The organism is Pseudoalteromonas sp. T1lg122, from assembly GCF_002964825.1.
GTDB lineage: Bacteria > Pseudomonadota > Gammaproteobacteria > Enterobacterales > Alteromonadaceae > Pseudoalteromonas > Pseudoalteromonas gelatinilytica.
The window spans coordinates 214,972-229,427 of the sequence record NZ_PQCG01000007.1 but is presented as its reverse complement, the minus strand read 5'-3'; the positions used below and the strand labels follow the sequence as shown (position 1 = coordinate 229,427).

Genomic DNA, 14,456 nt, shown 5'->3' with positions numbered 1-14,456 from the left:
ATTGGGCATGTCAATTACGTTTTACTTCAATACATCTTCAACAACTGGGTAATGATCCCACACATGTTTATCGCTCACTGAACGGAGTAACTTGATGTATTCAGCATGAGTCCAGCAAGTGGTGTGGCTGAATTTGTCCCCTCACCTAGCTGATAGCCTGCTTTATTGTTACCTACGCCATCCCAAACTTGTTCAGGTAACATCATGCCTTCATTGGCAAATGCTTCCATACCTTTTACATAGGTGTCTTTAATCGCTTGTTGCTTCATCGCATCTAGGCTGTTGGTTGCGTTTGCAGCAGCGATTTCATAGTGACCACGCTCACCTGTGAAAAACGGCCATACACGACCACGTTGACCCGGGGTGTTGTTACCACCTTCAGCGTAGTTGTTACCTGTCATTTGGTCTTCACCGTAACCATCGTTACCATAACGGCGATAGCCTGGGAATGAGCCCGAGCCATCAGCAAAATTAAAGGTGTAACGTACTTGTAGGTTATCAACTAAGGTTTCATCATCATACTCTGGTAATGTTTTTACAATGCTTGGCGCAAGTGCATCACGCACACCATAGCGAACAAGCTCTAAGAAACCACCATCAAGGATCTGCTTTTTGTCAAAACCTTCACGGCCATTATTGGCATTAAGTGTGGTTGATGAGTTTGGATCTTTGTCTTGACCAATACGAATGAAATATTCACCATCGCTATTTTCAGACTTAAGGTTACCTTGAGTCGTAAACATCGTGCTTTCTATTTCACTGTTGTAGGTTTTAGCCGTTGCTAGGTAACGCTCTGCATTTTTAGTGTCACCTGCTTTTTTAGCAATATCAGCAGCCGTCACTAGGCCTGCAACAACCGCAGCAGTTGTTGATGGAGAAAAACCATTTTGTTCTTCCCAGCGCTCTTGTTGCGTTGCTGGCGGTGTGATTTGCGTGTCATTCCAAAGAATTTTCGCAAGGCCACCATCAACCAAGAAATCAGCCGCTGGCTTTAACATTTTGCCATACCAATCTGTTAGCTCTTGATCGCTAAGTACGCCAGCTTGATGTAGTTTCCACGCTAACATAATTGGCATTGCTGTTTGGTCAAGCTGAACACCTACCCACTCAAGCTCACCATCAACGTGCGTCTTTTGTAAGAACCAACCCGTGTCACCACCATTGCCTGGCGTGTTATCTGTTACTTGTACTTTTTCTAGATATTCAAACGCTGTTTTTGCGGTACGTGTATCACCCATGGCCATAAATGCCATCGCAACTTGATAGAAATCACGTACCCAAACCGCTTTATAACCGGTAGAGCCTGTTTTAGCCGACACTGTTTCACCCCAAGGGTTAGACAGTGATGCAATTAAAGCACCAGCATGCGTTTTATCTTCTTGCGCTTTTAACACCATAGCGCTGGTATAAAGCAACTTACCATTATCTGCGGTGCTGTTAGTTAATGTGCTCAAAGGTTCAAGGCTTGCTAAGTAGTCTTGCCAACCAATTGCAGCACCCTCACCGTTATATGCAGCAAGCACTTTTTGGTAGCCTTGGTTTAAACTTGCTTGACCTTCTTTTAAGCTTGCAGCTTCAGAGTTACCAAAACTTAACGCTAAATCAAAAGTAGTGTTTTTTGATACTTCGCCAAGCTCTGCAAGTAAGCTTACATTGCCCGGCTTATCACCGGTATTTTGGTAAGTCGTTGATAGTGATTGCGATGCTTGTAACTCTTTTAAGCCATCACTGACACCCGTAAAACCAACACTTGCTTGCTTAAATGGTTGAGCGGCTTGTAAAGATAAAAAGTTATCATCTTGCCAAGCCACTAGCCCCTTGTCCGTCACTTTTGCGAAATCGTCTAAACCATTGTTATCGATGTAAGGGTTCACATTAACGTAGGCTTTAACACCTTCAAGGTCGGTATTAAATACGCTACGAACAAACAAAGTTTGGCCGTTTGGATCTGTAAAGATATGTTTTTCTAAGGTGAAACGACCTTGCTTATCTTTACTTACGACTTTGTAAGCAAGCGATAATGGGCGACCTGCGTCGTCTTTGTATAAATAATCAATACTTACATCAAGATCATCGTTCTCTGTAACGGTAAAGTCTTTACCGACTACAACAAACTGCATATCTTTGATTTGCGCCTGGTGAATTAAACCAAACATAGTTTCTGTGATCATGCCTTTCGCGATTGAAAACCAAACTTTTGATACTTTGCCGGTAGCAGCTGCGTCGCTATAGTGGCCGTCTTGGTATTGCTCGTAAGAGGTACCAATCCCCGTTTTGCCAGAGTATGCCCAAAAAGGCTCAACACCCGGTGCTCCAGGTGCAGACACCTGCTCAACTGCTGTATTAACTGTTTTTTCTGAACTACAAGCTGTTAAACCTAACGCTAACAAGCTTGCTGTAATGAGATTAAATTTTTTCATGGTGTGTCCTTATTATTGTTGCTTAACGCGCAGTACAGCGACCGCTGCTAGTACGAATGACACTGCACCTAGCACTAACGCATAAATCGGTTGATTATCAAAAAAGTGACGTAAAATTAGGCCTAATACGCTTGCCGCTAAAAGCTGCGGAATAACAATAAAGAAGTTAAAAATCCCCATATACACACCCATTTTTTTACTTGGTACTGAGGTACTTAACATTGCGTATGGTAAAGATAGAATTGACGCCCAAGCAAAACCAACCCCAATCATTGGCCAGATCAGTAAACTTGGATCTTTGATAATAATGAAGCTGACCAAACCCAATGCACCTAGCACTAGGTTGATAGCGTGGGCCATTTTTAGTCCCACCTTTTTAACGATAACCGGAATACACATTGCAGCAATGGCAGCAAAACCATTGTAAGCGGCAAATAATACACCAACCCAATCAGCGCCGTTGTTATAAGCAAGTGAGCTTGTGTCACTGCTGCCATAGTGGAAACTGGTTACTGCCGACGTGGTATAAATCCACATTGCAAACAATGAAAACCAGCTAAAAAATTGTACCCAAGCCAATTGCTTCATAGCCTCAGGCATTGTGAATACATCATTCACAACTTGGTAAAAACCACCATTAGTTGCGTTTTTAGCCTTTAAAGCCCCGGCAATAAATTGAATAACACCAAAGCTAATCAAGCCGCCAGCAAGTAAATACAGCTCTTTTTCAAGCGATAACCCCGTAACAATACCAAGCACGACAAGACCAAGTACCGTAAAGATTGCAGCGCCTTTGTTAAAGTTTACATCACTTTGAATATCACTTGCGTCATCACTTTTCTCTAGCTCATGAAAGCTTTCAAGCTCTTCTGGCGAATACTCTTTAGTAGTAAATACAGTCCAAAGAACAGCAATAACAAGTACAACGGCACCAAAATAAAACGAGAATTTTACAGAATCTGGGATTTGCCCAGCAGGTGCTGTATTAGCAATATCGAACCAGTTAGTCATCATCCAAGGTAATGCAGAGGCGACAACCGCACCTACACCAATGAAGAAGCTTTGCATTGCATAACCAGTTGCACGTTGCTTTTTCGGTAGGTTATCACTGACAAGAGCACGGAATGGCTCCATAGTCACGTTAATTGACGCATCCATAATCCATAACATACCCGCCGCAATCCACAGGCTTGGTGAGTTAGGCATAATGAACAACGATAACGTCGTTAAAATAGCCCCATAGAAAAAGAACGGACGACGACGACCTAGCTTATTCCATGTTTTATCACTCCAATAACCGATGATCGGTTGTACGATAAGACCAGTTAATGGCGCTGCAACCCAAAGGATTGGAATATCATCAACATTGGCACCTAGGGTTTGAAAAATACGGCTTACATTACCGTTTTGTAATGCAAAGCCAAATTGGATACCTAGGAATCCAAAACACATATTCCATATTTGCCAAAAGCTTAGCGTTGGTTTGTTATTATTCATAGTCAGCCTTTAAGGTAAATACTGCACTGCTTAAGCCGTTCAGTTGTAATTGAATTGGCGCCTTTGATGATGCCTCAGGAATCACAATGTCAGCATGATTTTCGAGGTTATCAGTTAACGTTAAACCACTGTGGTTAAGTTTAGGTAATAACGTTTGGTTAAGAGTAAGCTCAACATTTTGTGGGTTTTCTGAAAAGTTACTTACTACAAGCACCAGTTGTTGACCTAGCTTACGCGTAAAGGCAATCACTTGCTCTGAGCCTGTCAATTCAACCGCTTGCATGTCACCACCAACAATGGCGGGCAGTGTGTTTAACGACATTAACTTGGTGTAGTAAGCGCGAAGATCAGCTTGCTGCTTTGAAAGCGCACCGCCATCGAATTTACCATTATTCATCCATGCTTGATGCGCAGGTACACCCATATAATCGAAAATGCTGGTACGCGTTGGGTCGCCAAAACCACCGTCCTCAGAGCCATCTTCACCGACAGCTTGACCAAAATAAAGTAAGGTTGGCGAGCGCGACATCAATGTAGATACCACCATCGCTGGCTTACCTTTTTCACTACTACCAGCGAAATCTGGGCTAGCAATACGTTGCTCATCATGGTTTTCTAAAAAGTGCAGCATGTGCTCTTCAATATCAGCCACTTGGCTTTGGATATCGAAAATAGTATCCGCTGATTGCTTGCCTTGCATCACAGCTTTAACCGTGTCGTAAAAACCGACTTTGTCGTAAAGGTAATCCATCTTACCTTGCTGGATATAAGGGCGATAAAGCGTTGGGTTATAAACCTCTGCCAAAATAAAGGTATCGCTTTTTTGCATCTTGATTGATGAGTTCAAAAAGCTCCAAAACTCAACAGGCACCATCTCGGCCATATCATAACGGAAACCATCAACACCTTTATCTAACCAATAAAGCGCGATATCGCGGAATTTATACCAGCTATTTGGTAGATCTTTATCTTGCCAAAATGCGTAGTGGGCGCGGTAATCTTTATCAGCGTAATCATCCGGTAGTGTTGGGAAGTCGTAGCTGCCATCTGGTTTCACACCGTAATTGATTTTAACTGTTTCGTACCAATCATTGATGTCAGGTTTAGCAGCGCGTGCCCCATTACCCGTCCATTTTGCTGGGGTTTCGGCAAACTGATTATCAGCAAGAGGATGCGGGTTACCACCTAACACTTGGTAGCTATCGCTGGTAGGAACTTGAAATGACTGCCCTGTTACATAGTAAAAGTTATTATCGCGAGCATAGGTTTTCGTCGTGTCATCATCAGCACCAAAATCCTTTACGCCTTCAGGCTTGGCGACCGACTCATAGTTACGCGCTACGTGGTTTGGCACAATATCAATAACAACTTTCATACCGTGCTCATGAGTACGATTGATTAGCTCTACAAACTCCTCTAAGCGGCGCTCAGGGTTAATTGCTAAATCAGGATTAACATCATAATAATCCTTCACAGCATAAGGCGAGCCTGCACGGCCTTTGACAACATCAGGATCATCTTGTGACAAACCGTATTCGGTATAGTCAGTTACTAAAGCATGACGCGGTACACCAGTGTACCAAACATGTGTTGTACCTAGCTCTTTAATGCCTTGTAGTGCAGCATCATTAAAATCAGCGAATTTACCTACCCCATTTTCTTCTAATGTGCCCCACGGTTTATTAGTGGTGTTAGTGTTACCAAATAATCGAGTGAATACTTGGTATACCACAGGCTTAGAGATAGCTGCTTGGCTAGATTCTGATTGCTGCTGTTGCGTGTTCTGCTGTACTGGCGCATCGTTACCACAGGCAGTTAAACCTAAAACCGAAGCCACTACTAACGCAGTTAGTTTGTATGTTGTCATCATTACTTCATTTTTCTGTAAATATCAGTTCATACTAATGTTAAGGGCTGCATACGGACAGTAAATGCATACGTATTCAGCCTATTAGTTGCAATTATTCAAGTTCGATTAAGCGTGCTTGCATAGCTTTTAAGCGGATTGGCGCCGTAAGATCAACGCGTTTTTCGCTGATTAAATCGCGTCCTTTATTGTTGCCTTTCAACACTTCTTGCATGTAGCTTAAATCCCAATCAATGGCTTGTTGGTTTTTATTAAGAACAACCAATACAGTTTGGCCATTGTGCTCTCTCACATAGCTATAAACGCCTTGCTTAGGTGAAAAATGCATTAAACGACCTTCGCTTAACGCTGGTTTTTCTTGACGAAGCTTAAGCAGTTTTTTCATGCTAGCTAACATCTCTTGCTGATCAGCTGAAAGCCCCTTGCCTGTGAAAGCATTCGCTTTTTGACCTTTAAACCCACCTGGAAAGTCAATGCGAATATCACCGTGATCATTACTAGGTGTGTTATCGAGCAGCAGCTCAGTGCCGTAATAAATTTGTGGAATACCGCGAGTTGTTAACAGCAGCGTCATGGCTAATTTAGTTTTTGCGAGGTCTTGACCCAGCTCAGTGTAAACACGGCTCATGTCATGGTTATCAGCAAACACTAAAATGTTATCTGTATCGGCATATAAAAAGTCATTCGCCAGCGATTGATATACTTTTACCCACCCAGTATTCCAGCTTTCCTCTTCGTTAAGTGCTTGGATCAACGCCTCTTGTAATGAAAAGTCCATCACACTTGGTAAATCAGAGGTATAACCATCTTGATTGACTTTGCCGCGCTGCCAATAAGATGCAATTGCAGGGTTGGTTGTCCACTCTTCACCAACAATATTAAAGTTTGGATACTCGGTCATAATCGCTTTCGTCCAATCGGCTAAAAATGCTTTATCTGAGTATGAATACGTGTCTACACGAATGCCGCTTAAGTTGGCGTATTCAATCCACCAAATGGCATTCTGAATCAAATACGTTGATAGTAACGGCTGGCGCTGATTTAAATCAGGCATCGACTCAACAAACCAACCATCATTAAATTGACGTTTGTCGTATTGGCTCGCATGAGGGTCTTGAATTGTTTGTCTGGCGTGACTAGTGGCATTTTTACCGTTTTCAAACTTGCCATCAAAGTTAACCCAATCAGCTGTTGGCATGTCAGCCATCCACTGATGTGATGAACCAAAGTGGTTAAGTACCATGTCCATCACTAAACCGATACCATGATCTTTCGCTTCTGCCGACAAGGTTTTATAAAGCGCATTACTGCCCATACGAGGATCAACTTTGTAAAAATCAGTTATGGCGTAGCCATGATATGAATAGTCTGGCATGTCATTTTCAAGCACCGGCGTTAACCAAAGTTGCGTCACACCGAGGTCCTCAAGATAATCTAGACTATTAATAACACCTTGAATATCACCACCATGTCGGCCTCCTTTAAAACTTGGGTTTGCTGGCTCTTGCATTCCAGCAACGGTGTCATTACTTGGGTCGCCATTTACAAAGCGATCAGGGTTGATTAAATAAAGCGTATCTTTATTTGTAAATCCATGACGATTGGCACTTTGCTTATCACGGGTATTTAATGGGTAAGTAAATTCTGTGCCATCTTTAGCTTTAAAAGTCAGTGTTCCCGCCTTTGCATTGTCACTGATATTTAAATCTAAAAATGCGTAGTTAGGATTATTCGTTGTTGTCACCCCTTTAAACTCAACACCTTTATAGGGCATCATTTGCCACGTTTTGTTAGCAATATTGTTATCGTAAAACATGACTTGTAATGAGTCATTTTGCATCCCTACCCACCAGTTTTCTGGTGACGCAGTAATAGCAAAACTTGCTGTTGAGTTAAAAAGTGTAAATGCGGTCGTTAGCGCTAAAAATGATTGTGTTTTTTTCATAATTAATTTTGTACTTTTTCTAAGAATTGACTATGGCTCGGCAGCTGCTCGACAGTGCTGTTAATCAAGGTTTTTAAATTGCTAAATAACTCATTTAATTGCTCATCTGATAACGCATCAGTTAATGGATGGTAATCCTCTGCAATTAGCCCTTGGCCTATCATCACTTGCTGCCACGCAACTTCGGCGAATAGCTCATCGTCTTCTCTAATGAGTTTGCCACTGGTTTTAAATAGCTCAATTTTCTTTTTAAGACTGCTTGGAATATCCATGCCTTTACAAAAACGCCAAAACGCACTGTCATCACGCTCAGTAATCTTGTAATGAAGAATAATAAAGTCACGAATTCGCTCAAATTCTGTTTTACTTTGTTGATTAAATTCATCCACAAGGCTTTGTTTAATACCTTGATGAGGAAAAAACTTAATTAAACGAATAGCTGCACTTTGAATTAAATGAATACTGGTCGATTCTAATGGCTCTAAAAATCCGCTCGATAAGCCAACCGATACCACATTTTTATGCCACTGCTTTAAGCGACGACCTGTTTTAAACTTAATAACGCGGGGCTCTGTCAGTGGTTTAGCAGGTAGGTTTTCTAAGAGCTGTTGCTTTGCCGCTTCATCTGATAAGAAACGAGAAGAATATACAATGCCGTTTCCTACACGATGCTGTAATGGTATTTGCCACTGCCAGCCTGACTCTCTTGCAATTGAACGTGTATAAGGAATTGCATCAGCAGCTGATTCACTTTGCACCGCAATCGCACTATCACATGGTAACCAATGTGACCAATCTTCAAAGCCAGTATTAAGAGTTTGTTCTATCAATAAAGCACGTAAACCGGTGCAATCAATAAATAAGTCGCCATCAATATGCTCGCCATTTGTAAGCAGCAAAGAGCGAATATGCCCGCTCTGATGACATTGATTAACCGATTCAATTTTGCCTTCAATGCGATTTACTCCCCGTGATTGCGCTAATCCTTTTAAGAATTCGCCATATCGAGTGGCATCAAAATGGTAAGCATAATGTAAGCCCGCTAACTGGGTGTTAGGAATGTGTTTAAGGTGGGCAAACTTATGTGCTTTGGCAGCTTGATAGTTAAGTGAAAAATCCCAAAAGTCAGGTGCATTGTTAGCTTGATGTGCTTTTAACCAAAAATGGTAAAATTCACAAAACGGAAAATCTTTACCTATCTCACCAAAGGCATGCATGTAGCGGTGGCCTTGGCTGCGCCAATTCTCAAACTCGATACCGAGTTTAATCGTTGCACCAGTAGCCTTAATAAATTCTTTTTCAGAAATGCCAAGCGCACCATTTAGATGCAAAATAGGTGGAATGCTCGCTTCACCTACACCAACAGTGCCAATTTCTGCTGACTCAACCAAGGTGATCTCAATCACTTTACCCAGCACTTTATTAAGTAACGCAGCGGTTATCCACCCTGCTGTGCCACCACCGGCAATCACTACCTTGGTTATTTTTTTTGATTCCATAGTACACCTAACACTAAATTTAATTCATTGAGTGTAGCTCACTGATATAAAAAAGCCCTTGTAAAACAAATCACAAGGGCAATTTTCTATCGCTGTTTTAGCTAATTACAGCTTGTAGCTGAAGCCTAACAGGAATGTACGACCGTAGTCTTGGTAATCACGTACTTGAAGTGAGTTATCACCTTGTAGTGAAGTGAACGGCTCTTCTGTGATGTTCTGTACTTGGAAAGTTACAGATAAACCGTCAAGGCTTTCTACACCGCCTTCGCTAAAGTCATAACCAATTTGAGCATCCCAAATTGTTTCGCCTTTAATGTCAACTTGTGTAGTCGCAAAACCTAGACCGTATACGTCACCTTTAAAGTCGCTACGTTTACGCATGCTTGTACGTGCTTGGAAACCGTTACGCTCAAAGTAAACTGTTAAGCTATCGATTTGGTCAGATAGACCAGGAAGCTCATAATCGTTACCATTTTGGTCAGTAATATCTTGCTCAACAGCAGTGTGGCTTGCAATTAAACCAAAACCATCAAGTGATTCACTAAACATAGTGAATGGTAGTGTTAATGAAAGCTCATAACCCCATAGGTCACCAGAGCCACCATTTACTTTACCAGAACCCGTACCTGTTGAAGTTGCAGGGATCTCACCAGTCGATGGGTCAGCTACGCCGCTCATGTCGATTTCGTAAGAACCATCGAAAATCCACTGAGTGATATCTTTATAGAATACAGCAGCTGCAAAGTAACCTTCTTCATGGAAGTAGTTTTCATAGCTTAAATCAAAACCTGTTGCTTCTTTAGGCTCAAGTTCTGGGTTACCGCCTGATACACTCCAGTAGTTACCATTGTTATCTGGTTGCTGGTTGTAAGACGCATTAACTGACGCGTTCATTTCGTCTAAGCGAGCACGAGAAATCGTTTTCGCTGCACCAAAACGAACAGTTTGCTCTTCATCAATTGCAAACGATAAGTTGATGCTTGGTAATAAATGGCTGTAGTCATGGCTTACATCTGTTGGAGATACAACAACTAAACCATCCACTGTGTTAGCAGCATAGCCCTGTGAAGACTGTTCAGTTTTCACATAACGAACACCAACGTTACCTGTTACAGGAATTGAACCAATTTCAGCATTAATATCAGCTTGCGCAAAGAACGCTGTCACTTCTTCTTGTACAGTCCAAGACTGTGTCTTGTGTTTTGAATCAGTTAAGCTTTCTTGAAGAAGGTTATAATAACCATCGTTTACTAGACCGTTTGTATCGTAAGCAACCATGTTGCCCATACCAATGAAGTCAAGGCTCGCTGTGCCTAAACGGTATTGCTCAGGGATTGATAACATACCCGGGTTAGATAATGAGAAATCTTTTAATGTCATGAAGTAACCTTCAGACACTTTGCTCTTCTCACGGTCACGGTAAGACATACCAAATGACACACGGCTGATATAAGCGTTATCAAGTACTTTGCTTGCAGCAAGTTTCAATGTGCTTAGTTCATCATTGATTTCTGGTGCATTGATAAAGCCATCTTGTGCTGTGTTTTGATACTCAGTACCTGTTAAGCCGTATTTATCGTTAAGAGCAGCACTCGCACCCCATGATAATGGACCACCCAGTTGAATTAGGTCGTAATCACTGTAATCAAGGTTGTGGCTGAATTGCGCGCCTGTGTTACCACCGTCAAATTCATAACCAATTGTGTCAGCAACACCATTTGCATCACCACGGCCTGTACCTGAGTAGCTTTCGATACTCCAGATTTGACGTTCAACTTCAGAGCGGCTTACATCAAATTCAACTGACCAATCATCGCTGATGTCATATTTTGCATTGAAACCAAACTGAGTTAGCTCAGCGTTACGTTCTTCGTAGTCATTACGAACAACAACACGTTGTCCTTCTGTTACTGCGCTAGTGATAAAACCAGAGTCAGCATCAACTACTGCTGAGCTTGGGTCGATTGAACCTTGGCCCCAAGCAAATGGTACTTCAATACCACGTAAGATTTTCTCATCAGAGAAATCTACATATAAGGCATCAAATGTCATGTTTAGACGGTCATTCGGCGCAGCTTCAATTACTAGCATTGCTGAATCACGCTCAAGGGTCGATGAACGAACGAATGGTTTAGCACCACCTAAAATTGAATAAGTATTGCCGTCATCACCAGTAAACTCTGGATAGCCCCAAGAGTTCCAACGTTTTTCTTGGTTTGGAGAGCTCATTGTGTTGTAAGCAAATGCAACACCGATAGTGTCATCAGCAAATTGATCAATGTATGAGAACGTACCACGGAAACCTTTATCGTCACCGTCTGGGTTTAATTTATCAAAACCCGTTTGCTCGTATTGACCGTTGAACATGATAACTTGTTCACCTTTACTTAAAGGTTTAACAGTTTGCATGTCGATAACACCCGCGATACCTTCAGCATCAATGCCTGCGCTCGGTGTTTTGTATACCGTTACGCCACTCATAATTTCTGATGGGTAAAGGTCAAATTCAACGCCACGGTTGTCGCCGATTGATACTTGCTCACGACCGTTGAATGTTGTTGCACTTTCGTTTTCACTGAAACCACGAACACTTACACGGCTAGCTCGACCGTCTAGACGTTGTGCTGTTAAACCAGGAAGGCGTGCGATTGATTCTGCAATTGATGAATCAGGTAATTTACCGATATCTTCTGCTGAGATTGATTCAACGACTTCAGGCGTGAAGCGTTTAGTATTAATAGATTCTACAACACTGCCACGAAAACCTTTTACTTCGATAACTTCAACGTTATCGTTTTTTGCTTTTTGGTCTTCTTCTGCAGCATACGCTACAAAGCTATTTAAACCTGCGGCTGTTAAAGCCAGAGTTAATATACTTGGTTTGAACATAGACATGATGTTTTCCCATTACCCAAATTGTAATGCCAACGTGTTGCAGTTATTCATTTACATAATAGCTGTTATTCGCTGACTGATTTTGTTGTCGAATTGAATATTAACGCTCTGATTATTTTCTTAACAAATTTATGCATACGTATTCAGCGTAGTCGAACATTACAAAAATTAACAACATCTTTACAAAAGCACTAGCTAAGCAATTGAATATAAATGATTTATCAATTTTACAGTGTAAATTAATAGTAATGAAACAATTTCGCTATATTTTTGCTCCTATTTTGGCTACATAGATAGGTGCTAAGTCATTTATCTCGGTATATTGGCGACTTAACGCAACAGCAATAGGTACAAGGCTATACCAATGATAATTGGTCTTACCAATAATAGCATTGCACCATTGTGGTGTAAGCCAGCTATATTATGCACCAAGCTGGCATTTTGCATTGTAATGCGACGGCTATATTGCTAATTGGTAAATTTTAAGATGCTAAATTCGTGTTGTTTAATTTTAAATCAAGCTAATAAATTTTACTGAGGTCAACGATGAATTTGGCGTGCATACGTATGCAGAGTTTTTACAGTATCTCACCCTTCACGTATGCTTTTGACATTCCGGCAACATATACAGTAGTGGTTGCCTAACAGTTTACACACACTGAGTGTCACGATGGAGAAAAACATGGCTCAAAAGCAGTGGTATAAAGGTGCGGTTATTTATCAAGTTTATCCGCGCAGTTTCCAAGACACCAATGGCGATGGCATTGGTGATATCAAAGGTATCATTGATCGCATTGATTATATTAAAAGCCTAGGTGTTGATGCTATTTGGGTTTCACCTTTCTTTAAATCACCAATGAAAGACTTTGGTTATGACATCAGTGACTATCGTGATATCGACCCATTGTTTGGTAATCTTGATGATTTTGATGAACTTATCGCGCAAGCGCACCAACGTGATATCAAGATCATTATTGATCAGGTATTGAGCCATACCTCAGATCAACATCAATGGTTCCTTGATAGCCGTGAAGACAAAACCAACGACAAAGCCGATTGGTACGTGTGGGCAGATGCTAAACCAGACGGTACACAACCAAATAACTGGTTATCTATTTTTGGTGGCCCTGCATGGCAATGGGAACCGCGCCGTGGTCAATATTACTTACATAACTTCTTTGCTGAGCAGCCAGATTTAAACTTCCATAATCCTGAAGTTCGCAAAGCTGTATTAGACAATGTTGAGTTTTGGCTTAAAAAAGGCGTTGATGGCTTCCGTTTAGATGCAATTAACTTTTGCTATCACGATGCCCAATTACGTGATAATCCTGCTAAGCCACCTGAAAAGCGTCAAGGCCGTGGCTTTAGCGAAGACAATCCATATGCGTTCCAGTATCACTACTACAATAATACGCAACCTGAGAACCTGAGTTTTATGCAGGACATTCGTGCCCTACTAAACAAGTACCCTGGCACAGTTGCATTAGGTGAGATTTCATCTGAAGATTCACTTGCAACCATGGCTGAGTACACATCAGGTGGTGACAAACTTCACATGGGTTATAGCTTCGAGCTACTGACTAACGACTATAGCGCTGAATATATTCGTACAACAGTGAGTACTCTTGAGCAACGCATGACTGAAGGCTGGCCATGTTGGGCATTCAGTAACCACGACGTAGAGCGTGTTGCTAGCCGCTGGAGTAAAGATAACACTATCAATCCGCAGCAATGTAAAATGCTTACAGCCCTGTTAGCGTCTTTACGTGGCAGCGTGTGTATGTACCAAGGTGAAGAGCTTGGTTTAGGTGAAGCTGAAGTCGCATTTGAAGACTTACAAGACCCATACGGCATTACATTCTGGCCAAACTTTAAAGGCCGTGACGGTTGTCGTACACCAATGCCATGGGATGCAACGGATCCTGAACAAGCAGGCTTCTCTACAGTAAAACCTTGGTTACCTGTAGGCGATGCACACAAAGCCGTTGCTGTTAGCGCACAAGATCAAGATAAAGATTCAATCCTGAATGCGTATCGTGAGTTTATGGCATGGCGTAAAGATAAAGACGTACTGCTTGAAGGCGATATTGAGTTTTTGAACACGCAAGAGCCAGTGCTTGCTTTTTATAGAACACTTGGCGACGTTAAAATGCTTTGCGCTTTCAATTTAAGTGCTGATACTAGCGAGCTAACACTCTCTGATTCTGTGTCTTCACAGCATACTGAGATTTCTCATCACACAGCTGATTTAAACAATAATACAGTCACTCTGCCCGGGTTCGGTTGTTTTTATGCAACCCTGAATTAATCATCAGTTGTTAAAAACCAAGCCC

At 41.7% G+C, this 14,456-nt stretch carries 6 protein-coding genes and 1 pseudogene; 1 reads left to right on the top strand and 6 read right to left on the bottom strand.

Going from position 1 to position 14,456, the window contains the following annotated elements; genetic code table 11:
* Positions 1-21 precede the first annotated feature (21 nt).
* The 6 genes and pseudogenes from C2M33_RS06430 to C2M33_RS06405 all read right to left on the bottom strand — a co-directional run bounded on the left by C2M33_RS06430 (position 22) and on the right by C2M33_RS06405 (position 12,123).
* Positions 22-2,420, bottom strand: a pseudogene (locus C2M33_RS06430) (glucan 1,4-alpha-glucosidase).
* A gap of 12 nt (positions 2,421-2,432) precedes the next feature.
* Positions 2,433-3,917: an MFS transporter gene (locus C2M33_RS06425; RefSeq protein ID WP_105174033.1), complete on the bottom strand. Its 1,485-nt coding sequence runs from the start codon at positions 3,915-3,917 to the stop codon at positions 2,433-2,435.
* Positions 3,910-5,784, bottom strand: coding sequence for an alpha-amylase family glycosyl hydrolase (locus C2M33_RS06420; RefSeq protein WP_442793146.1), 1,875 nt, complete (start codon positions 5,782-5,784; stop codon positions 3,910-3,912). The genes C2M33_RS06425 and C2M33_RS06420 overlap by 8 nt, the downstream gene beginning before the upstream one ends.
* 94 nt (positions 5,785-5,878) lie before the next feature.
* Positions 5,879-7,729, bottom strand: coding sequence for a glycoside hydrolase family 13 protein (locus tag C2M33_RS06415; RefSeq protein ID WP_105174031.1), 1,851 nt, complete (start codon positions 7,727-7,729; stop codon positions 5,879-5,881).
* A 2-nt stretch (positions 7,730-7,731) separates the two neighbouring features.
* Positions 7,732-9,228 carry a tryptophan halogenase family protein gene (locus C2M33_RS06410; RefSeq protein ID WP_063705697.1) on the bottom strand — a complete coding sequence of 499 codons (1,497 nt, stop codon included), beginning with the start codon at positions 9,226-9,228 and terminating at the stop codon, positions 7,732-7,734.
* A 105-nt stretch (positions 9,229-9,333) separates the two neighbouring features.
* Positions 9,334-12,123, bottom strand: a complete 2,790-nt coding sequence (locus C2M33_RS06405) for a TonB-dependent receptor (RefSeq protein WP_105174030.1) — start codon at positions 12,121-12,123, stop codon at positions 9,334-9,336.
* Positions 12,124-12,805: 682 nt separating this feature from the next.
* Here C2M33_RS06405 and C2M33_RS06400 point away from each other — a divergent pair.
* On the top strand, positions 12,806-14,431 hold the full coding sequence (locus tag C2M33_RS06400; RefSeq protein ID WP_105174029.1) for an alpha-glucosidase family protein: 1,626 nt from the start codon (positions 12,806-12,808) through the stop codon (positions 14,429-14,431).
* The last annotated feature ends 25 nt before the right edge of the window (positions 14,432-14,456 follow it).

Excerpts from the sequence above, each read along its gene's own strand:
- C2M33_RS06425 (WP_105174033.1), bottom strand. The coding sequence starts at position 3,917 with ATGAATAATAACAAACCAACGCTAAGCTTTTGGCAAATATGGAATATG.
- C2M33_RS06420 (WP_442793146.1), bottom strand. The coding sequence starts at position 5,784 with ATGACAACATACAAACTAACTGCGTTAGTAGTGGCTTCGGTTTTAGGT.
- C2M33_RS06415 (WP_105174031.1), bottom strand. The coding sequence starts at position 7,729 with ATGAAAAAAACACAATCATTTTTAGCGCTAACGACCGCATTTACACTT.
- C2M33_RS06410 (WP_063705697.1), bottom strand. The coding sequence starts at position 9,228 with ATGGAATCAAAAAAAATAACCAAGGTAGTGATTGCCGGTGGTGGCACA.
- C2M33_RS06405 (WP_105174030.1), bottom strand. The coding sequence starts at position 12,123 with ATGTCTATGTTCAAACCAAGTATATTAACTCTGGCTTTAACAGCCGCA.
- C2M33_RS06400 (WP_105174029.1), top strand. The coding sequence starts at position 12,806 with ATGGCTCAAAAGCAGTGGTATAAAGGTGCGGTTATTTATCAAGTTTAT.